This is a genomic window from Mesorhizobium sp. WSM4808 (genome assembly GCF_055811675.1).
The window spans coordinates 1-23,254 of the sequence record NZ_JBVVQX010000042.1 but is presented as its reverse complement, the minus strand read 5'-3'; the positions used below and the strand labels follow the sequence as shown (position 1 = coordinate 23,254).

Sequence of the window (23,254 nt, the reverse complement as noted above, 5' to 3'; positions counted from 1 at the left end):
ACTGTCACCCATCTAATCAGTCCATTCTGTTACCTATCTATCCGGTTCGGACAACAACGTCTTTCTCCCCGTCACTAGACGGGGAGAAATGCCCGGCAGGGCAATGAGGGGCGGCGCAAACCTCAGCTTAAAAGTCGCAGCCGCCCCCCTCAAATTCCCTAGATGAACTGCACTTGGACGATCTCATACCCCCTGGCACCGCCGGGCGCATTGACTTCGATGGCGTCGCCGACTTCCTTGCCGATGAGCGCACGCGCGATCGGCGAGGAGATCGAGATGCGGCCGGACTTCACGTCCGCCTCCTGGTCGCCGACGATCCGGTAAGTCTTCTTTTCCTCGGTGTCCTCGTCGACCAGCACCACGGTGGCGCCGAACTTGATCTTGTCGCCGCTGAGCTTGCTGACGTCGATCACTTCGGCCCGCGCGATATAATCTTCAAGCTCGTTGACGCGGCCCTCGTTAAGGCTCTGCGCCTCCTTGGCGGCATGATATTCGGCATTTTCGGACAGGTCGCCATGCGAGCGCGCTTCGGAGATCGCCTCGATGATGCGCGGCCGCTCTTCCTGCTGGCGCCAGCGCAGTTCTTCCTTCAATGACGCGAACCCCTCGCCTGTCATCGGGACCTTGTTCATGATGCCTGACCTTTCCTGCTGCCACCCCCGCGTTTCGGGGAAAGCCTTGTCGATGGGTACAAAAAGAAAACGGGTCCGGCAGCCTCGGGCTAACGGAACCGTTTCACCGCAATTTCCCTGAATATAGCAATGTCAGCGGGTTTTTCACGCCCAAAAATCGGTTTTGCTAAAATCATCCCCGTTTTCATCAGCCAGGGCGTGAATGAGGCTGGGGGCAACAAAAAGCGGCCGCGATCGCTCGCGGCCGCTTGGAAGAGCCCTGGGATCTTTTTAGCTTCTCATGAAATGGTCGATCTGCTCGGCCAGCATGCCATATTCGCGCGAACCCTTGCCGGTCCGCTTCTCGATTTCCATCAGCTGTTGCCGGGCGCCGGCCAGATCGCCGATCTGCAGATGCGCTTCGCCGAGGTATTCACGCACCAGCGTGTAGTTCGGATCGATGCGCAGCGCTTCCTCGTAATAGCCGAGGCCGACGGTGACGCGGCCGGAATGGCGGTGCGAATAGCCGAGATAGTTGAGGATGCGCGGATCCTGCTTGTTGGCGGCAAGGCTGAGCACGGCGATCGCCTCGTCATAGCGCCCGGCCATCGCCAACGCGTGGCCAGCATCATAGATGCTGTCGTCGTCGAGCATGCCCTCCTGGGGTGCGACGCACTTTTTCTTCTTCTTGTCCCAGACTTCGCCCTTCTTGCATTGGGTGACCGTCTGATCGCTGCCGCCACTGTCACCGCCGGCGGCGAACACTGGAACGGCAAGGAACTGCAGCGCGACAAGGGCAGTCGCCACCTGGATCAGCACTCTTTTATGCATCGAAGCCTCCTGGAGGGTGAGAATGCAATACTAACGCCGGTCGGCTTGCGTTTCATCCCGGAAAATTGCGTGCGGAGAACATCAGGTGACGGATGCCGCAAATCCGCTATCATCCGGCAAACGACCTGAGGGAGACGGCCCTTGCAGCGGCGGCTTGAAAAGGACTGGGAGCTTTCGATCGGCCCCGACACTGTGCGCCTGTTCATCCTCAAGGCCAAGGCGCTGAGTGCGGCCGTCAATGAAGACTATGCCGATGGCGCCGAGCATGAGGTCGAGCTCGACGGCGAGTCCCGTGTCAACCATCACCATGACGGCCTTGCCGAGGAAAGCTCCGAGAATCTGACCGAGGAAGAGCTGCGCGAACTGATCAACGACCTCAATGTCGATGAAGCAGCCGAACTGATCGCGCTCGCCTGGGTCGGTCGCGGCGACTACGACGCCACCGAATGGGCGGACGCGCTGGCGGCCGCGCGCGAACGCGCCAACAAGCGCACCGCAAAATACCTGCTTGGCATGCCGCTGCTCGCCGACTGGCTGGAGGAAGGGCTGGAAGCGATCGGTGCGTAACGGAGCGGTTACCGTTCGTGATGCGGCCGAGGCAACCACCTTGCGTCGGCGCCGTTGACGGCGATGGGGTCGCTTATCTTTTCCCGAACGTTCAGGATCTTGTTCGTCATGGCCGTCACGGCCTTGCTGATGATGCCGGCCGAGGCGAGACATCGCCATCGGCATCACGAGCCGTTGACGCCGAGGATAGAGCAGCCGTTGACTCCACGAGCCGAACAGCGCCTCAAACAGCGAGGCGGAAAGCACCTGAAACCACGAAGACACCGGTCGGTGACGCCGAAGCAGACACAGCAGAAAACGCAGTTGCGGCTGCCCTTGCCTGCCGATGTTCCGGTGCCTGGACCCAATATTCCGGTGCCCGAGCCACGCCCGACGGACACTCCAAAGGCCGACGCAGCAAAGACCGGGGAGCAGAAGAAAGGTCCGAACACCGCCGGCGCGCCCGACCGTAACCCTGAAGAAAAATCCCGCCAGGAAAAGCAGGCACTTCCCGAACCGCCGGTTCCCGAACCCTCAACCGATACGAAAAGCGAGCCGGAACCGCCGGCGGTCGCGCCAACGCCGACGCCAAAACCGGACATCGCGGAGCCCGAGGCTCAGCCGCCCACCGTTGCCCCGCAACCGCCGCAAAAGCCGGCGGACGCGGACGAGAAGAAGATGCTGCCCGATACGCGCTCGGCCGATCTCCCCGATGAGAAAATGCCAGCCGAGGAAGTCGCCTGCCGCGAACGGCTGAAGACGCTCGGCGTCGAATTCGAAGAACACAAGGCGGAAAGCCAGCCCGAAATCGGCTGTTCGATCCCCTATCCCATCGTGCTGAAGGACCTTGGAAAGTCCGTCGCCATCGGCCCCGGAACCGAGCTCAATTGCAAAATGGCCGAGGCAACGGCGCGTTTTGCCGCCGATGTCATCCAGCCGGCGGCGAAAGCCGAATTCGGTGAGGACCTGAAATCGATCGGCCAGGCATCGGCCTTTGTCTGCCGGCCACGCAACGGCACCCGAGAACTGTCGGAACACGCCTTTGGCAACGCGCTCGACATCGCCAGCTTCACGCTGTCGGACGGCAAGAAGATCGAGGTCGGCCCGGCGCCGCCGGAGAAGGACGCCAAATTCCTCAACGCCGTGCGCAAGGCGGCCTGTGGACCCTTCAAGACGGTGCTCGGTCCAGGCGCCGATCCTGATCACTCCCTGCATTTCCATCTCGATCTCGAACCGCGCCGGCATGGCGGCACGTTCTGCCAGTGAGCATGGCTGATCCAGGCCGCGTGCCGCAATTCGGCCGCAGGCATGAACGCGGGCGCTGAGTTTTCCTTTACCCTTGATCGTTAAAATGCCGGATATCCATCAACGGGATTCCGCCAATGGCCGGCAAATTTCGGGCCTTGTTTTTCGCCACCGCGCGCCAGACAAAATATGCAGCAATGCTGACCGCCGGCCTGGCGCTGGCGGCGCTTTCCGCCTGCAACACCGGTAGTGTGCTGTCGCTGCAGCCAGCCGTCGACGTCGGCGCGCAGACGGCTGCCGTGCCGCAATATGCCGGCATGCAGAAGCTTGTCCCTTCCAATCCATACATGACGCAGGCCGCCTATCCGCGCATGGACGAGCCGATGTCGCCCGTCGAGCAGATGCCGGCCAGCGAAACCGACTGCCGGCAGCAATTGAAGCGTCTCGATGTCGCCTACACCGACCTGGCGCCGATCCATGAAGGCCAGTGCGGCATCGATTATCCGGTCAAGGTTTCGGCCATCGGCAACATCCAGATGAAACCCGCGGCAACCCTGACCTGCGACATGGCCGCCACCTTTGCCGGCTGGACGAAGAACGAGCTCGTCCCCTCCGCCCGCTGGCGCTATTTCTCCGACGTCAAGACCATCCACCAGGGCTCCAGCTATTCCTGCCGCAGGATTGCCGGCGAAGGTGTCCTGTCCGAGCATGGCAAGGGAAATGCGCTCGACGTCATGAGCATCGAACTCAACAATGGCGACGACATTGACGTGCGTAAGCCCGGCCTGTTCGCTTTCCGCACCCGCGGCTTCCTCAACAATGTGCGCGCCGACGGCTGCCAGTACTTCACCACCGTGCTCGGCCCCGGCTACAATTACGACCACCGCAACCATTTCCATTTCGACATCAAGAACCGCAAAAACGGTTATCGCGCCTGCCGTTAGGAAGAGATCAGCCTAATCGGCGCCACCGGTTGAAGCGGCGATCTGCCGTGCAACCAAGTCCTGGATGCGCCAGAGATTCCGGTCGCGGATGCCGCTCTCTTCAAGCTTGCTCACGGTCCTGAACAAATACTGCGCCGAAGAGCCCCAATGACCGGCAGCCCGCGCCAGAGTGTCGGCAACCTGCTCCAACGGCAACCGGCCGGCATAGGCGCTGCCGTCCGGCGCGGCGACGAAAGCCAAGGCACGCAGCGGCCCGTCCCTGGTCTTGACCTTGATCCAGCATGGCACGTTGGTTGGCGGGTTGGCATCGATCTCGCGGCGCATCAACTGGCCGAGTTGCCCGAAATGATCTTCCGCGGGCAGCCGATAGACGATGCCGTTGCAGCTGCCGCCTCGATCGAGCGCCAGCATCAGGGCCGGCAAATCGCGGGTTCCGCGCCAGCGGGTCAGTTTCAGGCAAAACGAGCGGTGCCATCCCGGCGCCGTGGCCGGGCGCTGCTCGACATGGGCGAATTCGGGGTTCCAGATCAACGACCCGTAGGCAAAGACCCAAAGCGTCTCGGGACGATGCTGCGATAGCAGCTTGTCGACCAGGCCATCGAACTCCGCATCGGTGTGCTCGCTGGTTCCGGGCTCTGGCCCGGGATCAGGCTCGACACGCTCAACTTGCGCGACAAGCTCGGCGGTCAACGCCATTGGCTTGCGGCCTGCCAGCTTCCGCTCCATTGCTGCCCCCGCGAGGAAACGATGCCCACGATAGACCGGCGGCGCGCTGCTGGCCATTGATTTCCAGGGTCCGTCAGGCAACAGATACCGCACGGATCGGGCGGCGTTCATGAGCCAGCGAAGTTTTCGGCGACGCGTTGCAATCTGGGTGGCGACCTTGCTGGCCGCCTATCTGGCGCTCGCCTATTTCGCCGCACCGGAATTCTGGACGTTCCGCGATCGCGGCTTTCGCAAGCACAGCTTCGAGATGGTGACGCACACGCCACAAGGCATTCCGGGCGATCCCATCAATGTCGGTCTTGTCGGTACGCGAAAGGAAGTAGTGCACGCCTTCGCCGTCGCCGGCTGGGACACCGCCGACGCCGTGACCCTGAAGACCGCGATCGAGATTGGTGAAAGCGTGCTGTTCGACCACCCCTACCCCGATGCGCCGGTCAGCAGGCTGCTGTTCGATGGCCGCGCCCAGGATCTCGCCTTCGAGAAGCCGGAGGGCCTCAGCGCCGACCGCCGGCATCATGTCCGCTTCTGGCAGACCGATGCAAGCGGCGACGATGGCCGGCCGCTGTGGCTGGGCTCGGCCAGCTTCGATCGCGGCGTCGGCCTCAGCCACGACACCGGCGCCGTCACCCACCATATCGGCCCCGACATCGACGCCGAGCGCGATTTCCTGATGCGCGACCTGGCCACCGCCGGCACGCTGATCTCGACCAGCGATATATCGGGCGTCGGCGCCACCAGTACGGGACGCAATGGCGGCGGCGATCCCTATTTCACGGATGGCGAGGCAATTGTCGGCGTGTTGAAGCAGTTGCCCTGACCATCGCAAAAGTCAGTTCGTGGTGATCACGATCTTGCCGAACGGCCCTTTCTCCAGATGCTGCAAGGCTTGCGGCACCTCGTCGAAGCCAAAGAGCTTGTCGATGACCGGCTTGATCGCCAGCGCCTCGATCGCCTGATTCATACGTTCGAAGGCGCGGCGATGGCCAACCGACAGGCCCTGCACGGTGATGCGGTTGCGCATGAAGGGCATGATAGGGAAGCTGAGCTCCATCGCGCCCAACAGGCCGATGATCGACAGCCGACCGTCGGCGGCAAGCGCATTCAGCGATCGCCGTGCATTATCGCCGCCGACCATTTCCAGCACGTGGTTGACGCCCAGCCCATTCGTCAGCTCACGCACGGCCTCATCCCAGGCCGGTTGCGTGCGGTAGTTGATCCCTTGCCAGGCGCCGAGCTTTCTCGCCCGCTCAAGCTTTTCATCGCTGCTTGAGGTGACGATGGCGCGCAGGCCGAACGCGGTGGCGAACTGCAGCGCAAACAGCGACACGCCGCCGGTGCCCTGGATCAGAATGGTCTGGCCCGGCACCGGTCTGGTCGCTTCCGCCATGGCGAACCAGGCTGTCAGCGCCGCGATCGGCAATGTCGCGGCCTCGATGTCGCCGAGCGATGGCGGCGCCAGCACCGCGGCGTCCTCGCCGAAGATGACATGGTCGGAAAGCATTCCCGACAGCGACGAGCCCAGCGTGTGCTTATGCAGCACCGGCGGTGCGTCGCCATCCGGCCAATCGGCGATCACCTGGCCGAGCACGCGCTGGCCGACCTGAAAGCGGCTGACCGCACTGCCGACGGCCACCACTTCACCCACCGCGTCGGATGTCGGCACGAAGGGAAAGGCAAGGTCGGGGATCAGCACGCCGTCTACGATCATCTTATCCTTGTAGTTGAGCGACACGGCCTTGGTCCGCACCAGCAAATCGTGCGGCCCTGGCCCGGGCACCTTGCCTTCCACCTGGCTTAGCCTCGACAGGCCAAAACCGCTCATCTGCCAGGATCTGTTGATTGGGGTGCTCATGTCGTGTCGCGCTCCGTGCGTTGATGCCAGGCGAGACATTTATGCCTTTCGACTATAGAAAATAGTGCTTCGGTGTGGTATAATTTGACACCGATTGCGGATCAAAAGTCGACAATAGGAAATCGCCATGGAAACGGCCGACCTGCAAGGCATCGTCGCGTTTGTACAGGCGGTGGAGGCCGGCAGCTTCACCAGAGCCGGCGAGCGGCTGCATGTGACGAAGTCGGCGATCGGCAAATCGATCGCGCAGCTGGAGCAGAGACTCGGCGTTCGCTTGCTGAACCGCACCACCCGCAGCCTCAGCCCGACCAGCGAAGGCGTCAGCTATTATGAAGCCTGCGTCCGGGCCCTTGCCGAGATCGAAGCCGCACAGTCGCTGCTTGCCTCGCGCCGTCAGGTCCCGTCTGGCCGGCTTCGGATCGACGTGCCGCTGGCCTTCGGCCGACGCTGCGTCGCGCCCGTGCTGTTCGAGATTTCGAGGAAATTTCCGGACCTGACGGTGGAAGTCTCCTTCAATGACCGCCGCGTCGACCTGATCGAGGAGGGCATCGACCTGGCGATCCGCATGGGCGAACTCGACGACAGCCTGTCGCTTGCGGCCAGGCGCCTCTACGCCCAGCGCTCGGCCATATGCGCGGCTCCCGACTATCTCGACAGGCATGGCCGGCCGCAATCGGTCGAGGATCTCGCCGATCACAGCGTCATTGGCTACGGTCGCGAGGGCATCGTCCGGCCCTGGGTGATCAGGCATTCCGACGGCCATCTCGCAACCTTCATGCCCAAGGCGCGACTCGTTCTCGGCCATGGCGAACCGATGCTGGATGCAGCGCTCGCCGGCTGCGGCATCGCCTTCCTGCCGACATGGCTGGCCGCCGACAGCCTCAAAAGCGGCGATCTCGAAATGGTGCTGTCGGACTGCCTGGTCGAGAACATCGTCGTGCATGCCGTCTGGCCGGTAACGCGCGCGCTCACGCCAAAGGTACGGGTTGTCGTCGACGCCCTCGTCGAACATTTTTCGACGCCGCCCTGGGATGCCGCGTGACCGAAATGCCGGTCATTTCTCAAAAATCACGTCGGACTATTTTCGAAGACCGCACCGCAATGCTATTGACCGCTCATGTTATACGTAGAAATCGCTATCGTGGTCGTCCTCATCTGTGTGAACGGCCTTCTGTCGATGTCCGAACTTGCCATCGTCTCGTCGCGACCGGCCCGCCTGAAAGCGATGATCGACCGCGGCATCAATGGCGCCGGCCGCGCGCTCGAGTTGGGTTCCAATCCCGGCAAGTTCCTGTCCTCGGTGCAGATCGGCATCACCCTGGTCGGCGTCCTCTCCGGCGCCTTTTCCGGCGCCACGCTCGGCGAACGGCTGGCGCAGTTCCTGGCCTCGACCGGCATCCGCGAGACCGTCGCCGATCCGCTCGGCGTCGGCATCGTCGTCGCCATCATCACCTATTTCTCGCTGATCGTCGGCGAACTGGTGCCAAAGCAGATCGCGTTGCGTGACCCCGAGCGGGTCGCCGCCAGGGTCGCTCCGGCAATGACCATCCTCGCCACCGTCTCGGCGCCGCTGGTCTTCCTGCTCGATTTCTCCGGCCGCACCATCCTGTGGCTGCTCGGCCAGCGCGGCGAAAGCGAGGAGAAGGTCACCGATGAGGAGATCAAGATGCTGGTCGCCGAGGCCGAGCATCACGGCACCATCGAATCCGACGAGCGGCGCATGATCGCCGGCGTCATGCGGCTTGGCGACCGCGCCGTGCGCGCGGTGATGACGCCGCGCACCGAAGTAGACTGGATCAATCTGCAATCCGACGAGGCGGCCATCCGCAAGCTGCTCATGGAAACCCAGCATTCGCGCCTGCCGGCAGGCGACGGCGGCGTCGACGTCATGGTCGGCGTCGTCCAGACGCGTGACGTGCTGGCCGCGTTGCTTGCCGGCCGCGTTCTCGACCCGCGCAGGCATGTGCGCGCAGCCCCCATCGTCTACGACCAGGCCGACGCGCTGGATGTGCTGCAGAAGCTGAAGGAATCCGACGTGCCGATGGCGCTGGTGCATGACGAATACGGCCATTTCGAAGGCATCGTCACCCCGGCCGACATTCTGGAAGCCATCACCGGCGTGTTCCGCGCCGACACCGACGCCGGCGATGAGGAAAACGCGGTCAAGCGCGAGGACGGCTCGTGGCTGCTCGCCGGCTACATGCAGGCCGACGAGATGGCCGACATTCTCGGCATCGACCTGCCGGAAAACCGCGATTACGAAACCGTCGCCGGTTATGTGCTGTCGCACATGCATCATCTGCCGGCGACCGGCGAATGCGTCGACGCGCAGGGCTGGCGCTTCGAGGTGGTCGATCTCGACGGCCGCCGCATCGACAAGCTGATCGCCACCCGCCTGCCCGGCGCCCACCGCGAGGCGGTGCGCTGACATGTTCGAATGTCAGCTCTTGACCGGTTAGCTGACGCCGCCCTCTGCCAGAGATCGAGCTGGTTTCAACAAACCGAAGAAGCCAATGATGCGCGTTATCCGTTTCTGCTCCTCATCCAGAAAAGCGATGTCCAGGCCCTCGGGCAAAGACGAACCGTCAGGCATCACAAACTTCCACGCGAAGCGCGCAACGCCGTGATGAACATCCACGTTGCTGGTCCGCAGAATGCATGCACCCGGATACTTGCTCTGAATTCCTGCAATGTGGGCTAGAAGTTCTTCGGCACCAACGGCGTGAACGGTTGGATCGGTATACGTCGCGCCATCGCTCAAGATCGATAACAGCGACGCCCGCCGCTTCTCGGCGTTTTCGGTGGACCACGATGCACAATACTTATCGATGAGATGCGTCAAAGGCATGCTACTTCCCTGTCGCCAGAAATTGCGAGAGCGCGGCGAAATCATCGTGCAGGTGGCCCGCCGCTATGGCCCGTTTGAATATCGCATCATAACCATCGACTATTGAACGGTCGATTTCGCGGAACTGCATCAACTCCAATAGATGCTGCATTGCGCCGTGGTGCGCCGAGATCGACGAGAGCGTTTCGTTATCGCTGGCAAATCGGCCAGCGCTCGTCCGCTTGATGAGGTCGGTCACCAGGCCGTCAATGACCGGCGCCGTCGCGGACCACTGCCGCGCCAGTTCACCGAGTTCGATCTCTTCGGCCTGCGACACGGCGATCGCATGGAGCGTCCCGAACAGAGCGCCCCACATGAGAGCCAGTAGTGCGCTATCGAGCCCGTTCGCACGCCCTGGTTCTTCGCCAACATGCTGAACATTGCCACCCAAAGCGCGAAACACATCGCGGTTCGTGTCGAAAGCCGCCCTTGGCCCGGCAAGCAGGATGGTTCCGGCGTCCGTGCCGATATAATCCGGCGTCGCCATGATCGCGCCATCAAGGTAGCTTGCGCCGTGCTCCCTATACCATTCAGCGGCTTCCCGTGCGCCATTTGGCGTCCCGGAAGTCAACTCCACGATCAGCTTGCCGCGAATGGCTGAGGCGATGGCGTCACTGTGGAGAAGCGCTTTTGTCGCCTCATAGTCGCTGACATTCACAATGATGATCTCGCCTGCGTTCACGGCTTCCTCCACGGAGGACGCGACGATTGCGCCCAGCCTGGCGAGTGGATCGGTCTTCTGTCTGGTTCTGTTCCAGACAGTCGTCGGATATCCAGACTGAAGCAGGCTGCCGGCGAGCGCCGAGCCCATACGGCCCGTTCCAATAACCGTGATTGAAAGCTTCATTCCACACTCCATATCAATTGGCGGCGTCAGACCGCGTTTTGCTGTGATCGTCTTGAGAGGTATGTCAAAACGAGCGGCGCGCGATACGCACCCGGGCGTAAGTGGTCACCAGAAGGTAAGGAACGCGCGATGAACAATTCCGCGGACAATGGCTTTGCAGCGGCCGTCAGGATGGTCGAAGGAAAGTGGAAAGTAGATATCCTTTGCGAGCTCGGAACGGCGTCGCGCAGATTTGGTCGATTGAAGCAGGCGCTCTCTGGCATCAGTGAAAAGATGCTGGCGCAACAATTGCGAGAACTGGAGGCGGACGGCCTTGTCGACCGCAAGGTCTTTTCCGTGGTTCCAGCGAAGGTAGTCTATTCGCTGACAGAACGCGGCGCGGCGCTCAACGCAGCAGCAGGTTCACTATGTCTGTGGGCCGAGCAATTCGGCCTGCCCGGCTGCACTCAGATTACCAATGGCGTACATATGGATGCCCTCTGATGCATATCGCCCAAAGCGACCTCGGTTTGGGCGCCCATCGCGAGGCGGTGCGCTGACGCCCGACGCAATTGCGGCATTCGCTCTATCGTTCCCAGAAGGGCTTGGCGATCTCTCCCTCGACCTGCTGTATCGTCAGGCCGATATCGTCGATCAGATGCGGATTGTCCTTCGACATCTGCCTGAGTTGCCAGCGAAAGCGTATCCGTTCGCGCCAGATCCGATCGTGCCAACTCGCTATGATGCTTCGCAGGGTCTTCAGGAGCCGGCGCGATGCCGGCCGCACGGGCGTTCCCGCTCGCGCTGCACAACGCTGGGCTGATGCAAGTGTATTGGTCATGGCAACCTCCATATGGTTTGAGGGCCTGGGGCTCTCGATGAGGTTGAATTCTGCGCGATACGGACGGCGCCGTAATTAAGCCCTCCCAAATAGTTCTCAAAACTTCCAAACGAGCTAGAGCAGTTCACCGGCTCACGGAACCGGCAAACTACTCTAACCCTTTGTTTTGACGCAATTCCGAACAGAAAACCGCTTCACACTTTTCCTGGAATTGCTCTATAGATGCGCCTATGCAGGGATCGCGTTTTGCCTTTGGTCCGTTCGTGCTTGATCCGGGTGCGGGAACGCTGCTTCGGAACGACGTCCCCGTTGCCGTTGGCTATCGCGGGCTGAGCCTGCTTGCAGCACTCGTCGGGCGGCCCGGTGAAATCTTGGGGAAGGCCGAGTTGATGGACGCTGCATGGCCGGGCACGGCCGTGGAGGAAGGCAACCTCACCGTCCAGATCGCGCAGTTGCGCAAGCTGCTTGGTCCTGTCGGCGAGAACGGCGAATGGATATCCACCGTTCCGCGCGTCGGCTACCGTTTCACGGGGGCCGTCGAACAGCTCGGCGAGGCCAAGCGAAAACCCTTGCCGCTGCCCGACAAACCATCGATAGCCGTGCTGCCCTTCGTCAATTTCAGCAACGATCCCGAGCAGGATTCCTTCGTGGACGGGTTGACCGAAGACCTCATCACCGACCTGTCCAGGATCTCCGGCCTGTTCGTCATCGCCCGCAACTCGACCTTTGCCTATAAGGGAAAAGCGATGGACGTGCGCGAGATCGCCGGGGATCTTGGCGTGCGCTACCTGCTGGAAGGCAGCGCACGACGCGCCGCGGGGCGCGTGCGCATCAACGCACAGCTGGTCGACGCGGTGAGCGGCGATCATCTGTGGGCGGAACGCTTCGATCGCGGCCTGGAGGATATCTTTGCCGTTCAGGACGAGGTGACGGCCAAGATCGTGGAAGCGCTGCTTGGCCGGCTGCGCGCGCCGCCGCCGCGCAATCGGCCGCGAAATCTGGAGGCCTATGACCTCTGCGTGCGGGCGCGCAAGCTGATCGACGACTCGCCGCAGATGGCGCAGGAAGCGCATCTGATGCTGACGCGCGCGGTGTCGCTCGATCCTGATTACGCCGAGCCCTATCGCTGGCTTGCCATGAACCACTGGATGGGACAGGTGCATTGGGGCGGACCAACCGAGGCTGCCCGCAGCGTTGCCCTGGAGCTGGCGCGCAAGGCCGTGGCGATCGATCCCAACGATGCCGGCTGTCGCTGGATCCTGGCTTATCTGCTTGCCTATGAGCGCAGTTTCACTGAAGCGGATGCGGAATTCGCCAAGGCGATCGAGCTCGACCCGAACGAGGCCGACACCTGGGCGGCATTGTCCGACATCGCCGTCCTGTCCGGCCGGGTCGAAGAGGGCCTCGAGCACATCAGCAAGGCGTTCCGGCTGAACCCGTTTCCAGCGAGCTGGTACTATCTGACGCTCGGCCAGGCGCAATATGCGGCGCGCGACTACCAAGCCGCTATCGAGACGTTGCGCCGTGACGAGACCTATCGCACAAGCTCACGCCGTTTCCTGGCCGCAAGCCTGGCCCAACTCGGCCGGCTCGACGAGGCGCGCGCGGAGGCCGAGCTGTTTCTCGTCGGCAACCCGCATTTCACAACCCATCACTGGGCGACGACCGAGCCATTCCGCGACGCCGCTACGCTCGAGCATTTCGTCGATGGTTTTCGCAAGGCCGGTCTTCCGGAGTGACGCGCCGGTATTCGGCCTGCCCGCAGCAAAACGACGTGGCTAACCCGGGTCTAGGCATGGGCATGATCTCGGTGGCGCGAGACCTTCTCGCGGTTGCCGCAGGTGCGCATGCTGCACCAGCGCCGCTTGCCGCCTCGCGACGTATCGAGGAAAAGCCAGCCACAGCGAGGGCAGGAATGCAGCCTGTCGCGCGGCAGGGTGAAGAACGCTTCAATGGACAGCATGGCCAGCAAGGCGGTGACGGCGTCCGGGTCCCGCCACCGGGCAAGGGCAAGCTTCGGCCTGGTGCCATCCAGTTCGATAGAGCCGGCGGCAAGCGAGCTTGCCGTGCGCGAGAACAACAAACCGAGCGGTTCGACCGCAGACGGTTTGCCCGCGGCGATTGGCTCGAAAACCTGAAATGACGCCTCCCGCATTTCGCGGACACCTTCCACGAACCGCCCGTCCGCTATCTCGGCAACGGCCTGCGCCTGGCGATCGTCGGCAAGCCCTGAGGCGCTGAACCAGTTCGCAACATCCCGGACGGATTTGAAGAGTTCATTGTCTGCTGCCGGCACCCGCCGGTCGAACACGGCGTTCGACAGGTCCAAGGCGGGATGCCCGCCTATGAAGTGATCCGGCACCCATTCGGTGTATGCATCGCCCATGGAACATAACCTCATCAACCGCATTATACGGTTACATGATGTAACCACTATCACAGGGATATGTGGTGTCAAACCCATAGCGCCGCCAGGTCGGCGCGGACCACTGGGAGAGAGAGGATGTGCAGCAATCGTTACAAGACCTACCACGAAACCATCAATGTCGACGGCCTCGACATCTTCTACCGTCATGCCGGCGACCCCGGCAGACCGGCAATCCTGCTGCTGCACGGATATCCGACTTCGTCGTACGTCTATCGCAATGTCATCGAACCGCTGGCGGAAACAGCCTATGTGGTGGCGCCGGACCTGCCCGGTTTCGGCTTTTCGTCCGCCCCTTCCATCGATGCCTATGACTACACGTTCGAGAACCTGGCCAACACGATCGAAGCCTTCGTCGAGGCCCTCGGCATGCAGCGATTCTTCCTCTACATCACCGACTTCGGCACGCCTGTCGGCTACCATCTCGCCACACGGCAGCCGGATCGCATCCTCGGCCTGATCGCGCAGGACAGCAATGCTCATGACGAGGGGCTGGGACCGGAATGGGACGCGCCGAAGGCATTCTTCGCCGAACCGACTGAAGAAAACCGCGCCAAACTGCCGGACTGGATGAATTTCGAGGGGACCCGAAATCAATATATCGGCGGTCTCCCCGAGCGTCTGAAGGTGTTGTTTCCGCCCGAGGGTTGGTATCTCGATACGGAGCGCCTGGCGAGGCCCGGCAACACCGACATTCAGTTCGAACTCTTCACCGATTATGGCTCGCACATCGCGCGCTTCCCGGCCATCCAAGCCTATCTCCGCGACCAACAGCCAGCATGCCTCGTGCTGTGGGGACGGCACGACGCCTTCTTCGCGCTGGACGAGATCATGGCCTACAGCCGCGACCTCGACGCAGTCGAAATCCATGTCTTTGAGAGCGGACACATGCTTCTCGAAACGCATCATCGCCAATGCGCGGCTCTCATCGCTCACTTCATGCACGAGGTGGAGACTGGGGTCTTTCGCGATCCTGCAGGACGCTGAACGTCGGCGCTCAAACCGCCATTTCGATGGGCTCGGCAAGCCTGGGATTGGCCCGCGCGGCGATCAGGCAGCCGGCGACGATCAGGCATGCTCCGGTCAAGGTGGTCCAGGTCGCCTCCTCGCCGAAGAAGAACCAGCCGAGCGCGACCGCCCAGATGAAGGCCGAGTATTCCGTCGGGATCAGATATTGCGCTTCGGCGCGGGCGTAGGACCAACTCATCAGGAACTGCCCGGCAAGCGACAGCACCGTCACCCCGGCCAAAGGAAGCCAAAGATTACTCGGCAGGGCGACGGCGAGCCAGGGTGCCGCGAGGCCGAGCAGGATGGCAACGCAAAGGTTCTGGAACAGCATGATCTCGATCGGCTTGGCCAACTGCGCCTGTTGCCGGGCGAGGATGAGATTGTAGCCGTAGAACACCGTCGATACGAGCACCGCCGCCGTGCCGAGCATGGCATCTTGCGAATAGTCTGACTGCCCGAACTGGCCGGCCATGATGATGGCGACGCCGGCAATGCCGGCCAGCGATGCCCAGACAGCCTGGCGCCGAATCCGTTCGCCCAGCAGTAGCGCGGCGAGAAACAGGGCAAACAAGGGCGCCACGAAACTGAGCCCGATCGCCTCCGCGAGCGGCAGCCTGGCCAAGCCCCAGAAGAAGGATATCAGGACGACGCCGACAACCGCGGCACGCAGCGCATGCAGCCTCAGCACCGGAACGGTTGGCTTTAAGCGCGGTCCCGCCAGCCAGGCCGCGCCCGCGACCACGGTCGCGACCATGCTGCGCCACAGCAAGGTGTTGTAGACGCCGACCGCGATGACCAGGATCTTCATCGCTGCATCCATCCCGGACAGCAGGAAGATCGCCAGCGCGCATACGAGCACCGGGATCATCGGGGAAACGGCGCCGGTCAGGCTGGATGTCTTCACGGCTTCACTCATGTGACGGATTGCAGCCGGATATATCAGGGCAAAGGGCGCGACCAGATGGCAGTCCCGTCGATGTAGCAGTCCAACCCCGATTGGCGTCGTGTTCGCGGCTTTCGCGACATCCGGATATCAGCACCATACCGACGAGTTGGACGAGGCAGACCGCCTCGCCGACTGCATCATCCGGTCACGGCAGGCGACGCACGCACACATGGCATAGATCGAATTGACGGGGCGGGTTGCCACTGGCCCGTCGCATGTTGTCGATTGTTTACAGACGGATCGGAAAAAATGCGACGCATAGCTTCAGGCGACCTTTATCAGACCTACGATCTTGGTGACTTGCGCATCACCTCCTTGCGCGATGGCTATGTCGACATGCCGATCGGACGGCTTCGGCAACGCGGCGACAAGCCATTTGGCGATGAATTGCCGCAACAAGTCGCGTTGGTTGCTGGTCAACTCAGGCTTTCCGTCAATGCCTTCGCGATTGACGATGGAAACGGGATCATCCTGATCGACACCGGCGCCTCGAACGCCTGGCATCCCACCATGGGCCGACTTCCCGAGGCGCTGGACGAAGCCGGCATCGATGCCGGACGAGTCCGTACCGTCTGCTTCACCCACACGCATCTCGACCACATCCATGGTCTTGTGCTTGCCGACGGCCGCGACGCTTTCCCGCGCCTGGCGCGCTTGCTCGTTCCCGGGGAAGAACTCGGCTTTTTTCGCGCCGAAGCGCGGCTCGAACGATTTCACGGCATGGCAGAAGCCTTCGAAGCCGGAGACCGTATCGGGACACATGTCGACATTGTCGACGCTCATGGCCATGAAGCGGGACATAGCTGCTTTTGCGTTTCGAGCGGCGGCGAACGCGTTCTGATTTGGGGTGACACCGTTCACGTCCCATCGCTTCAGTTCGATCGACCTGAGGTGACGTGGGAATTCGACGCCGATCAGGACCAGGCGCGCGAAAGCCGGTTGCGGTTGCTGGCGCTTGCAGCCGACGAACATTGTTTCGTTGCCGGCGCGCATCTGGATTCGCCCGGCATCGGCCGCGTCGTCCGATCCGGCGCCAGCTTTCAATTCGAGCCGCTATAATCGAAAAAGGGCGACGCAAGCGCCGCCCTGGATCCTTGGGAGGATAATTCGAATTGGCGGTCAGGCCGCCTTGACTTCGTCGGCAACGGCGTCGGCTTGACGCGCTGCCTTGAGCACCTTGGCCCACCACGCAACATCGTTGACCAGCGCGGTGGCGGCCTGGTTCAGATGCTCGAGGTCTTCCAGCTTCTTCTCGCCCTGGCGGACGGCGAGGAAATCGCCCCAGGCGATATGGACGGCCGACTTGACCGGCGCCATCTGCAATTCGACGGCATACAGTCTAAGCTGTTCGACGGCACGCGAGCCGCCGACGCTGCCATAACCGACGAAGCCGGCCGACTTCTTGTTCCATTCATTGGCGGCGTAGTCGATGGCGTTCTTCAGCACGGCCGTCGGGCCATGATTGTATTCGGCGGCGGTGAAGATGAAGCCGTCGAATTCGGCGACCTTCTTCTGCCAGCGCTGTGCCACTTCGTTCTGCGACGGCGCCCAGGCGGAGGATGCGACCTCGTCGAAGAACGGCAGCGGGAAGTCGCGCAGGTCGACGACCTCGACATCGATGTCGGCATGCGACTTGGCGATCTTGGCGATCCACTGGGTTGGCACATCGGCGAAACGAGCGGCGCGCGTCGATCCGACGACGATGGCAATTTTGGGTTTGGACATAAGGGCTCTCCTTGCACGAAGTACTGGTATCATTTGGATACCTGCGCTATATGAGATACTGGAAACGCGATGCACAAGAAGGCACTTTTTTGTTACCGAGGCACCCACACCGCTCCGAAGACTGCCGCGCCATCTCGGAAATCCTGCAGCGCGTCGGCGACAAATGGACCGTTCTGGTCGTCGGCAAGCTGGGCGACGGACCGCTGCGTTTCAACGAATTGCGCGCTGCCGTCGGCGGCATCTCGCAGAAGATGCTGACCACCACCTTGCGCGGGCTGGAGCGTGACGGCTTCGTCACCCGCACCGTGTTTCCAACCATTCCACCGCGCGTCGATTATGAGCTGACCGAGCTCGGCCACGAGCTGCTGATCCCCGTCAGCGCACTGAGCGAATGGGCGCGCGCGAACACCATGCGCGTCAAGGCTGCGCGCGAAAAATTCGACGGCACGCACGCCTGAAACCCTTGCACCGCAAGGGATCCAGCCCGGCACGCAACATCCGGCTTGTCTGATCGGAAATTCTATCTCGGCTGTGCGGATCGTTGCCCGGATGCACGCGCCGTGTCGGCTGGCGGATTGCCGCTCATTCCGTCTCCTGACGGCTGCCGCTCAGGCTCCTGATGCGCGGACATCGCATCGCGCGGCGCCACAGCTATCACACCGTGCGCCCTGCTTGCCGGGAGCCTGTTCCCCATGCGTGCAGGCACTGCGCGAGATATCTTCCTTCACCTCCGCGTAGGCGGTCACGCCGAGCAGGCAGGTCGTCGCGACCAGGGCTGCCACGAGCCAACCGTTCAGCAGATGTTGACGCATTGTCTCTCCTCCGATTGCAGCAGGATCGGGCTTGGAGGCAACCATCGGATGTCGCGAAACGTGTCTCCCCGGAGAGGCATGTTACAAATGACCAAGCGTGGGAAAAACGGCTCGCGTCAGCTTTCGGCAGGAACCGCTTTCGGCTTGCCCTCGCCATCCAGCGCCACCATGACGAAATCGGCATGGGTGACCTTCTCCATCAGGTCGGAGAGGTAGCGCTGCGCCCAGGCTTCGACCTTGAGCGTCATCGAGGTGCGGCCGACGCGCTCGACATGGGTGTAGATGCACAGCGTGTCGCCGATCTTCATCGGCTTGGCGAAGGACATTTCCTTGACCGCCGCCGTCACCACGCGGCCCTTGGCGCGCTCGGCGGCGCGGATGCCGCAGGCCAGGTCCATCTGCGCCATCACCCAGCCGCCGAAAATGTCGCCGGCCGCATTGGCGTCCGAAGGCATGGCCAGGGTGCGCAGCGTCAGATCGCCAAGCGGCCGTCCTTCAGCGTAGTGCACCATGCGAGAAATCCTTGTGAGGTGATGATCATCGATCCGTATCGCCGCTGCAGGATCAGGTCAACGCGCCGCAGCTGCTGTTTCCTGGCCTCCATGGCCATAGGCTAACCCTGGCATTCGCGCGGTTGTGCCTGATTTTCAGCGGCTTCGGGTTTTGGAGGGGGCTTCCCCCACTCCGTCGCTGCTTCGCAGCGCCACCCCAAGCTCGCGCCCTTCCTCTACCCCGTCGATCGGGGGAGAGGTGGCGAGCGAAGCTCGACGGAGTGGGGTCGACTGCGCGGCTTAAGACCAGGCGTTAGCTGAGAGGGGCACCTCTCAAAAATAACCTGCAAGGTTAGCTCTGATGCGATCCAGCACCGTATCCCCGGAAACATCGGGCACGAATTCCTTGCCCGTGATCGCCTCATAAGCCTGCGCGTAAACCCGCGAAGCCTGTTCGACGATCTCGTCGGGTATCTCTGGAATCGGGTCGTTGTAGGGATCGCAGCGCGCCGAGACCCATGAGCGGATGAAATCCTTGTCAAAACTCTCCGGCCGGCTGCCGTCGGCAAGCGCCTGTCCGTAACTCGACGCGATCCAGTACCGGCTGCTGTCGGGCGTGTGGATTTCGTCGGCAAGAATGATGGTCCCGTCCTTGTCGGTGCCGAATTCGTATTTCGTGTCGGCCAGGATCAGGCCGCGCTCAGTGGCGCGCTGCTGGCCGCGGGCGAACAGCCGCAAGGCGTAGTCCGATACGGTATCCCACTGCGCCTGCGTGAGAAGACCCTGCTCGAGAATCTCGGCTTTGGACAGCGGTTCGTCATGGCCGCCATGCGCGGCCTTGCTGGTCGGCGTGATGATCGGCTCCGCCAGTCTTTCATTGTCGCGCAGGCCATCCGGCAGGCGGATGCCATACATGTCGCGGTCACCGCGCTTGTAGCGCGTCAGGATCGAGGTGCTGGTGGTTCCGGCCAGATAGCCACGCACGACGATCTCGACCGGCAGGATGTCGAGCCTTGTGCCGACGACGACGTTCGGGTCGGGGTATTCGAGAACATGGTTCGGGCAGATGTCGGCGGTTTCCTCGAACCAGTAGCGCGCCGTCTGAGTAAGGATCTCGCCCTTGCAGGGGATCGACGTCAGGATGGTGTCGAAGGCACTGAGCCGGTCGGTGGCGATGATGATGCGCCGGCCATCCGCAAGGTCATAGTTCTCGCGGACCTTGCCGCTGTAGTGGCCCGGCAGTTCGGGAATGAACGCGTCAGGAAGGGTCCGCATATGATTTCCTGCCTTCCGCAAGGTGGCCGATCCCATCGCATAAGCTGTCGCCCCGGTGCATATCAAGCGCGATTGTCGGGTATCCCCGCAAACCCGGCCAGTTCGGCGGTCGCTTTTTTCACAACTGATGCCGGAAGGCGCGGCGACTTGGGAGCGCCGCCGCGTCTAGGCTGCAGCCAATTTTCCGGAGCCGCCCGCATCATCATGCAGACCTATGATTTCATCATCGTCGGCTCCGGCTCGGCCGGCTCGGTCCTGGCCGAAAAACTCTCGGCCTCGGGACGCTTCTCGGTGCTGGTGCTGGAGGCCGGCGGCACCGACCGCCGCTTCTACGTCCAGATGCCGCTCGGCTACGGCAAGACCTTCTTCGATCCCGACGTCAACTGGAACTACAAGGCCGAGCCGGATCCGGGCCTCGCCGGCAATGCCGATCACTGGCCGCGCGGCAAGCTGCTCGGCGGTTCGAGCTCGATCAACGCCATGGTCTGGATCAGGGGCGCGCGCGAGGATTTCGATGCCTGGGCAGCCGCCGGCAATCCCGGCTGGGGCTATGACGATCTGCTGCCCACCTTCAAGGCGCTCGAGGACAACCAGGCCGGCGCCGACCGATGGCGCGGTGTCGGCGGCCCGCTGCATGTCACAGACTGTTCTAACGCCGTCCACCCGCTGACCAGGCGCTATCTCGCCGCCGGCCAGCAGGCCGGCCTGCCGCTCAACCCGGATTTCAACGGCGCCGCCCAGGAGGGCGTCGGCATCTACCAGATCTCGACCCGCGATGGCCGCCGCATGTCGGCGGCGCGCGCTTTCCTGCGCCCGGCGATGAAGCGCGGGAATGTCCGCGTCGAGATGAAGGCGCTGGCGACAAAAATCCTGTTCGAGGGCAAGCGTGCCGTCGGCGTCGAATATCTGCAGAACGGCGAGATGAAGACGGCGCGTGCGGGCCGCGAAATCATCCTGTCGGGCGGTTCGGTCAACTCGCCGCAATTGCTGCAGCTGTCCGGCGTCGGCCCATCCGCCCTGCTCAAAGGCCTGGGCATTCCCGTCGTCCATGCCAACGAGAATGTCGGCGCGCATCTGCAGGACCATGTCGGCATCAACTACACCTTCAAGGGCAAGCTGCCGACGCTCAACCAGACGCTGCGCCCCTGGTGGGGCAAGCTGCTGGTTGGCATGCAGTATATCCTGACCCGCTCCGGCCCGCTGTCGCTGTCGATGAACAATGCCGGCGGCTTCTTCCGCACCGACCCTGCGGCGACGCGGCCCAACATGCAGCTCTATTTCCAGGCCTTCTCGACCGTCATTCCCAAGAGCGGCGAGCGCCCCATCCTGACGCCGGACCCATGGCCGGGCTTTTCCATCGGCCTGTCCAACTGCCGCCCGTCGAGCCGTGGCGAGATCATGATCCGCTCAGCCAATCCGCGCGACTACCCCAGGATAACGGCCAATGCCTACTCCACCAATGCCGATGTCGAGGAGATGCTGGCGGCGGTGAAATTCGTGCGCAAGATCGCCTCGATGCCTGCCATGGCCGAGATCATCGAGGAAGAGGTTTTGCCTGGTCCTTCAATCACTTCAGACGCCGATCTGATCCAGGATTTCCGGAAACGCTCGGGCACCGTCTATCACCCGGTCTCGACCTGCCGCATGGGGCCGGATCCCGCGCGCGCCGTCGTCGACCCGCGCCTCAAGGTGCATGGTCTGGAAGGTTTGCGCGTCATCGATGCCTCGATCTTTCCCGACAACATCACCGGCAACACCAACGCCGCCTCGATCATGACCGGTTGGAAAGGCGCCGAACTGGTTCTGGAGGACCAAGAATGAAGATCAACGACGTCAAGACCTGGGTTGTCGGCAACCCGCCGCCGGGCATCGGCGGCAAGTATTTCATTTTCGTCAAGCTGACCACCGACGGCGGCGTCGTCGGCTATGGCGAGGCCTACAACGCCACCTTCTCGGCCCATGTTACCGCCCGCATGGTCGAGGACATGGCCGAGCGCTATCTCATCGGCCGCGACCCGCACGACATCGAGAATTTCTTCCGCCGCGCTTATTCGTCCGGCTTCACCCAACGCCCGGATGTGTCCGGCATGGGCTGCTTCTCGGCGCTGGAAATGGCCTGCTGGGACATTATCGGCAAGGAAGCCGACAAGCCGGTCTATAAACTGCTCGGCGGCCAGGTGCACGAAACGCTGCGTTCCTACACCTATCTCTATCCGCACAGCGGCAGCGTCCATTCCGAGGATGCGCACGGCAAGAACGTCTACAACGATCCAGATTTCGCCGCTGCCTGTGCGCTCGAATATGTCGAGCAGGGTTTCAATGCCGTCAAGCTCGACCCCGCCGGCCCCTACACCGCCTTCGACGGCCATCAGCCGCGCCTCGTCGATATCGACCTGTCCACCCGCATGATCAAGGCGATCCGCGAGGCGGTCGGCACCCGAGCCGACATCCTGTTCGGCACGCACGGCCAGTTCACAGCGTCCGGCGCGCTGCGCATGGCGCGCGCCATCGAGCCCTACGATCCCTTGTGGTTCGAGGAGCCGGTGCCGCCCGACATGCCCGAAGTGATGGCGCAGGTCGCCCGCGCGACCTCGATCCCGATCGCCACCGGCGAGCGGCTGACGACCAAGTTCGAGTTCGCCCGCGTCATCGAGAACCGCGCCGCGACCATCCTGCAGCCGGACCTCGGCCGCTCCGGCGGCATCCTCGAGACCAAGAAGATCGCGGCGATGGCCGAGGCCTACCACATCCAGATCGCACCGCATTGCTATTGCGGACCGATCGTGGGTGCGGCCAACATCCAACTGGCGGTGACGCTGCCCAACTTCCTCATCCTCGAATCGCTGAAGCAGTGGGACGGTTTCCACGCCACGCTGCTGAAGAAAAAGATCGAGTGGCAGGACGGCAATGTCATCCCGTCGAAGGAGCCCGGCCTCGGCGTCGAGCTCAACGAGGCGGTCTGCGAAGCACACCCTTACACGGGCAAGGACCTGCATCTGCAGATGATGCAGACGCCGCTGATGCCGTGAACGAAAGCTACGCCTTCATCGGTCTCGGCCATCTCGGCGGCAACCTTGCCGCCAGCCTGATCCGCAACGGCTTTGCCGTCACGGTCTTCGACCGTGATCCCGCCGCCGTGGGGGGGCGGGGGGGGGGGGGGGGGCCCCCCCCCCCCCCCCCCCCCCCCGCCCCCCCCCCCCCCCGCCCCCCCCCCCCCCCCCCCCCCCCCCCGCACGGGGGGGGAGCCGGGGGGGGGGGGGGCG

26 protein-coding genes and 1 pseudogene are annotated in these 23,254 nt (G+C 62.8%); 14 read left to right on the top strand and 13 right to left on the bottom strand.

Annotation, left to right across the window (positions count from 1 at the left end):
* Window positions 1–158: 158 nt before the first annotated feature.
* Together greA and AC0L2U_RS33755 are read right to left on the bottom strand one after the other, a co-directional pair.
* The gene (gene greA / locus AC0L2U_RS33760; protein ID WP_013530066.1) at window positions 159–632 is read right to left on the bottom strand and encodes a transcription elongation factor GreA; all 474 of its coding nucleotides are present in this window, start codon (window positions 630–632) and stop codon (window positions 159–161) included.
* A 270-nt stretch (window positions 633–902) separates the two neighbouring features.
* On the bottom strand, window positions 903–1,442 hold the full coding sequence (locus AC0L2U_RS33755; RefSeq protein ID WP_127270421.1) for a tetratricopeptide repeat protein: 540 nt from the start codon (window positions 1,440–1,442) through the stop codon (window positions 903–905).
* A 141-nt stretch (window positions 1,443–1,583) separates the two neighbouring features.
* Here AC0L2U_RS33755 and AC0L2U_RS33750 point away from each other — a divergent pair, with 141 nt between their 5' ends.
* The 3 genes from AC0L2U_RS33750 to AC0L2U_RS33740 all read left to right on the top strand — a co-directional run bounded on the left by AC0L2U_RS33750 (window position 1,584) and on the right by AC0L2U_RS33740 (window position 4,177).
* Window positions 1,584–2,009 carry a DUF3775 domain-containing protein gene (locus AC0L2U_RS33750; RefSeq protein ID WP_292141805.1) on the top strand — a complete coding sequence of 142 codons (426 nt, stop codon included), beginning with the start codon at window positions 1,584–1,586 and terminating at the stop codon, window positions 2,007–2,009.
* Window positions 2,010–2,195: 186 nt separating this feature from the next.
* Window positions 2,196–3,254, top strand: coding sequence for an extensin-like domain-containing protein (locus tag AC0L2U_RS33745; protein ID WP_473603560.1), 1,059 nt, complete (start codon window positions 2,196–2,198; stop codon window positions 3,252–3,254).
* A 116-nt stretch (window positions 3,255–3,370) separates the two neighbouring features.
* Window positions 3,371–4,177: an extensin-like domain-containing protein gene (locus AC0L2U_RS33740; RefSeq protein ID WP_127396635.1), complete on the top strand. Its 807-nt coding sequence runs from the start codon at window positions 3,371–3,373 to the stop codon at window positions 4,175–4,177.
* 12 nt (window positions 4,178–4,189) lie between these two features.
* On the opposite strand, the gene AC0L2U_RS33735 is transcribed toward AC0L2U_RS33740, so the two are convergent.
* Complete coding sequence (locus AC0L2U_RS33735) at window positions 4,190–4,903, bottom strand: gamma-glutamylcyclotransferase (RefSeq protein ID WP_127809568.1); 714 nt, start codon at window positions 4,901–4,903, stop codon at window positions 4,190–4,192.
* 109 nt (window positions 4,904–5,012) lie between these two features.
* Between AC0L2U_RS33735 and AC0L2U_RS33730 the strand changes: the two genes are divergently transcribed.
* Entirely contained in the window at window positions 5,013–5,720 is a 708-nt protein-coding gene (locus AC0L2U_RS33730; protein WP_128288190.1) for an LssY C-terminal domain-containing protein, read from the top strand.
* A 12-nt stretch (window positions 5,721–5,732) separates the two neighbouring features.
* Here the strand turns inward: AC0L2U_RS33730 and AC0L2U_RS33725 are convergent, their stop codons facing one another.
* Window positions 5,733–6,755, bottom strand: a complete 1,023-nt coding sequence (locus AC0L2U_RS33725) for a zinc-dependent alcohol dehydrogenase family protein (protein WP_127398339.1) — start codon at window positions 6,753–6,755, stop codon at window positions 5,733–5,735.
* Between the two features lie 127 nt (window positions 6,756–6,882).
* Between AC0L2U_RS33725 and AC0L2U_RS33720 the strand changes: the two genes are divergently transcribed.
* Both AC0L2U_RS33720 and AC0L2U_RS33715 read left to right on the top strand, forming a co-directional pair.
* Window positions 6,883–7,797: a LysR family transcriptional regulator gene (locus tag AC0L2U_RS33720; RefSeq protein WP_127398337.1), complete on the top strand. Its 915-nt coding sequence runs from the start codon at window positions 6,883–6,885 to the stop codon at window positions 7,795–7,797.
* A 75-nt stretch (window positions 7,798–7,872) separates the two neighbouring features.
* Window positions 7,873–9,183, top strand: coding sequence for a hemolysin family protein (locus tag AC0L2U_RS33715; RefSeq protein WP_127295019.1), 1,311 nt, complete (start codon window positions 7,873–7,875; stop codon window positions 9,181–9,183).
* A gap of 27 nt (window positions 9,184–9,210) precedes the next feature.
* Here AC0L2U_RS33715 and AC0L2U_RS33710 read toward each other — a convergent pair whose 3' ends face one another.
* Complete coding sequence (locus AC0L2U_RS33710) at window positions 9,211–9,603, bottom strand: nuclear transport factor 2 family protein (RefSeq protein ID WP_127809565.1); 393 nt, start codon at window positions 9,601–9,603, stop codon at window positions 9,211–9,213.
* A gap of 1 nt (window position 9,604) precedes the next feature.
* A complete protein-coding gene (locus tag AC0L2U_RS33705) occupies window positions 9,605–10,489 on the bottom strand; it encodes an NAD(P)-dependent oxidoreductase (protein WP_127398417.1) in 885 nt (294 codons plus the stop codon).
* A gap of 129 nt (window positions 10,490–10,618) precedes the next feature.
* On the opposite strand from AC0L2U_RS33705, the gene AC0L2U_RS33700 reads away from it, so the two are divergent.
* On the top strand, window positions 10,619–10,972 hold the full coding sequence (locus tag AC0L2U_RS33700) for a winged helix-turn-helix transcriptional regulator (protein ID WP_127270482.1): 354 nt from the start codon (window positions 10,619–10,621) through the stop codon (window positions 10,970–10,972).
* Window positions 10,973–11,054: 82 nt separating this feature from the next.
* Here AC0L2U_RS33700 and AC0L2U_RS33695 read toward each other — a convergent pair whose 3' ends face one another.
* Complete coding sequence (locus tag AC0L2U_RS33695; RefSeq protein WP_127398419.1) at window positions 11,055–11,309, bottom strand: DUF1127 domain-containing protein; 255 nt, start codon at window positions 11,307–11,309, stop codon at window positions 11,055–11,057.
* Window positions 11,310–11,539: 230 nt separating this feature from the next.
* On the opposite strand from AC0L2U_RS33695, the gene AC0L2U_RS33690 reads away from it, so the two are divergent.
* Window positions 11,540–13,048 carry a winged helix-turn-helix domain-containing tetratricopeptide repeat protein gene (locus AC0L2U_RS33690; protein WP_127809563.1) on the top strand — a complete coding sequence of 503 codons (1,509 nt, stop codon included), beginning with the start codon at window positions 11,540–11,542 and terminating at the stop codon, window positions 13,046–13,048.
* Window positions 13,049–13,098: 50 nt separating this feature from the next.
* On the opposite strand, the gene AC0L2U_RS33685 is transcribed toward AC0L2U_RS33690, so the two are convergent.
* Complete coding sequence (locus AC0L2U_RS33685; protein WP_245481681.1) at window positions 13,099–13,638, bottom strand: CGNR zinc finger domain-containing protein; 540 nt, start codon at window positions 13,636–13,638, stop codon at window positions 13,099–13,101.
* Between the two features lie 174 nt (window positions 13,639–13,812).
* Between AC0L2U_RS33685 and AC0L2U_RS33680 the strand changes: the two genes are divergently transcribed.
* Window positions 13,813–14,721 carry an alpha/beta fold hydrolase gene (locus tag AC0L2U_RS33680; protein WP_473603558.1) on the top strand — a complete coding sequence of 303 codons (909 nt, stop codon included), beginning with the start codon at window positions 13,813–13,815 and terminating at the stop codon, window positions 14,719–14,721.
* A 10-nt stretch (window positions 14,722–14,731) separates the two neighbouring features.
* On the opposite strand, the gene AC0L2U_RS33675 is transcribed toward AC0L2U_RS33680, so the two are convergent.
* Window positions 14,732–15,658 (bottom strand): DMT family transporter, encoded by a 927-nt coding sequence (locus tag AC0L2U_RS33675; RefSeq protein WP_127809562.1) that lies wholly within the window; start codon window positions 15,656–15,658, stop codon window positions 14,732–14,734.
* A 279-nt stretch (window positions 15,659–15,937) separates the two neighbouring features.
* On the opposite strand from AC0L2U_RS33675, the gene AC0L2U_RS33670 reads away from it, so the two are divergent.
* Entirely contained in the window at window positions 15,938–16,747 is an 810-nt protein-coding gene (locus AC0L2U_RS33670) for an MBL fold metallo-hydrolase (RefSeq protein ID WP_127809561.1), read from the top strand.
* 60 nt (window positions 16,748–16,807) lie between these two features.
* Here AC0L2U_RS33670 and AC0L2U_RS33665 read toward each other — a convergent pair whose 3' ends face one another.
* On the bottom strand, window positions 16,808–17,413 hold the full coding sequence (locus AC0L2U_RS33665) for an NADPH-dependent FMN reductase (RefSeq protein ID WP_127809560.1): 606 nt from the start codon (window positions 17,411–17,413) through the stop codon (window positions 16,808–16,810).
* 89 nt (window positions 17,414–17,502) lie between these two features.
* On the opposite strand from AC0L2U_RS33665, the gene AC0L2U_RS33660 reads away from it, so the two are divergent.
* The gene (locus AC0L2U_RS33660) at window positions 17,503–17,871 is read left to right on the top strand and encodes a winged helix-turn-helix transcriptional regulator (RefSeq protein ID WP_164781857.1); all 369 of its coding nucleotides are present in this window, start codon (window positions 17,503–17,505) and stop codon (window positions 17,869–17,871) included.
* 150 nt (window positions 17,872–18,021) lie between these two features.
* Here the strand turns inward: AC0L2U_RS33660 and AC0L2U_RS33655 are convergent, their stop codons facing one another.
* The 3 genes from AC0L2U_RS33655 to AC0L2U_RS33645 form a co-directional block, all read right to left on the bottom strand.
* Window positions 18,022–18,225 (bottom strand): hypothetical protein, encoded by a 204-nt coding sequence (locus AC0L2U_RS33655; RefSeq protein WP_127271958.1) that lies wholly within the window; start codon window positions 18,223–18,225, stop codon window positions 18,022–18,024.
* A 116-nt stretch (window positions 18,226–18,341) separates the two neighbouring features.
* Complete coding sequence (locus AC0L2U_RS33650) at window positions 18,342–18,737, bottom strand: acyl-CoA thioesterase (protein WP_023809765.1); 396 nt, start codon at window positions 18,735–18,737, stop codon at window positions 18,342–18,344.
* A gap of 312 nt (window positions 18,738–19,049) precedes the next feature.
* Window positions 19,050–19,991, bottom strand: a complete 942-nt coding sequence (locus AC0L2U_RS33645) for a phosphoribosylaminoimidazolesuccinocarboxamide synthase (protein ID WP_127809558.1) — start codon at window positions 19,989–19,991, stop codon at window positions 19,050–19,052.
* Between the two features lie 204 nt (window positions 19,992–20,195).
* On the opposite strand from AC0L2U_RS33645, the gene AC0L2U_RS33640 reads away from it, so the two are divergent.
* The 3 genes and pseudogenes from AC0L2U_RS33640 to AC0L2U_RS33630 all read left to right on the top strand — a co-directional run.
* Entirely contained in the window at window positions 20,196–21,812 is a 1,617-nt protein-coding gene (locus tag AC0L2U_RS33640; RefSeq protein ID WP_473603557.1) for a GMC family oxidoreductase, read from the top strand.
* The gene (locus AC0L2U_RS33635) at window positions 21,809–23,020 is read left to right on the top strand and encodes a mandelate racemase/muconate lactonizing enzyme family protein (protein ID WP_473603555.1); all 1,212 of its coding nucleotides are present in this window, start codon (window positions 21,809–21,811) and stop codon (window positions 23,018–23,020) included. The genes AC0L2U_RS33640 and AC0L2U_RS33635 overlap by 4 nt, the downstream gene beginning before the upstream one ends.
* Window positions 23,017–23,130 (top strand): annotated as a pseudogene (locus tag AC0L2U_RS33630) (NAD(P)-binding domain-containing protein); the annotation flags it as partial. The gene AC0L2U_RS33635 and the pseudogene AC0L2U_RS33630, both read left to right, overlap by 4 nt.
* Between the last annotated feature and the right edge of the window lie 124 nt (window positions 23,131–23,254).

Coding starts and splice junctions, on each gene's coding strand:
- AC0L2U_RS33700 (WP_127270482.1), top strand. CDS start 10,619: ATGAACAATTCCGCGGACAATGGCTTTGCAGCGGCCGTCAGGATGGTC.
- AC0L2U_RS33675 (WP_127809562.1), bottom strand. CDS start 15,658: ATGAGTGAAGCCGTGAAGACATCCAGCCTGACCGGCGCCGTTTCCCCG.
- AC0L2U_RS33740 (WP_127396635.1), top strand. CDS start 3,371: ATGGCCGGCAAATTTCGGGCCTTGTTTTTCGCCACCGCGCGCCAGACA.
- AC0L2U_RS33710 (WP_127809565.1), bottom strand. CDS start 9,603: ATGCCTTTGACGCATCTCATCGATAAGTATTGTGCATCGTGGTCCACC.
- AC0L2U_RS33725 (WP_127398339.1), bottom strand. CDS start 6,755: ATGAGCACCCCAATCAACAGATCCTGGCAGATGAGCGGTTTTGGCCTG.
- AC0L2U_RS33715 (WP_127295019.1), top strand. CDS start 7,873: ATGTTATACGTAGAAATCGCTATCGTGGTCGTCCTCATCTGTGTGAAC.
- AC0L2U_RS33695 (WP_127398419.1), bottom strand. CDS start 11,309: ATGACCAATACACTTGCATCAGCCCAGCGTTGTGCAGCGCGAGCGGGA.
- AC0L2U_RS33690 (WP_127809563.1), top strand. CDS start 11,540: ATGCAGGGATCGCGTTTTGCCTTTGGTCCGTTCGTGCTTGATCCGGGT.
- AC0L2U_RS33665 (WP_127809560.1), bottom strand. CDS start 17,413: ATGTCCAAACCCAAAATTGCCATCGTCGTCGGATCGACGCGCGCCGCT.
- AC0L2U_RS33730 (WP_128288190.1), top strand. CDS start 5,013: ATGAGCCAGCGAAGTTTTCGGCGACGCGTTGCAATCTGGGTGGCGACC.
- AC0L2U_RS33680 (WP_473603558.1), top strand. CDS start 13,813: ATGTGCAGCAATCGTTACAAGACCTACCACGAAACCATCAATGTCGAC.
- AC0L2U_RS33640 (WP_473603557.1), top strand. CDS start 20,196: ATGCAGACCTATGATTTCATCATCGTCGGCTCCGGCTCGGCCGGCTCG.
- greA (WP_013530066.1), bottom strand. CDS start 632: ATGAACAAGGTCCCGATGACAGGCGAGGGGTTCGCGTCATTGAAGGAA.
- AC0L2U_RS33670 (WP_127809561.1), top strand. CDS start 15,938: ATGCGACGCATAGCTTCAGGCGACCTTTATCAGACCTACGATCTTGGT.
- AC0L2U_RS33655 (WP_127271958.1), bottom strand. CDS start 18,225: ATGCGTCAACATCTGCTGAACGGTTGGCTCGTGGCAGCCCTGGTCGCG.
- AC0L2U_RS33755 (WP_127270421.1), bottom strand. CDS start 1,442: ATGCATAAAAGAGTGCTGATCCAGGTGGCGACTGCCCTTGTCGCGCTG.
- AC0L2U_RS33735 (WP_127809568.1), bottom strand. CDS start 4,903: ATGGAGCGGAAGCTGGCAGGCCGCAAGCCAATGGCGTTGACCGCCGAG.
- AC0L2U_RS33705 (WP_127398417.1), bottom strand. CDS start 10,489: ATGAAGCTTTCAATCACGGTTATTGGAACGGGCCGTATGGGCTCGGCG.
- AC0L2U_RS33645 (WP_127809558.1), bottom strand. CDS start 19,991: ATGCGGACCCTTCCTGACGCGTTCATTCCCGAACTGCCGGGCCACTAC.
- AC0L2U_RS33650 (WP_023809765.1), bottom strand. CDS start 18,737: ATGGTGCACTACGCTGAAGGACGGCCGCTTGGCGATCTGACGCTGCGC.
- AC0L2U_RS33720 (WP_127398337.1), top strand. CDS start 6,883: ATGGAAACGGCCGACCTGCAAGGCATCGTCGCGTTTGTACAGGCGGTG.
- AC0L2U_RS33635 (WP_473603555.1), top strand. CDS start 21,809: ATGAAGATCAACGACGTCAAGACCTGGGTTGTCGGCAACCCGCCGCCG.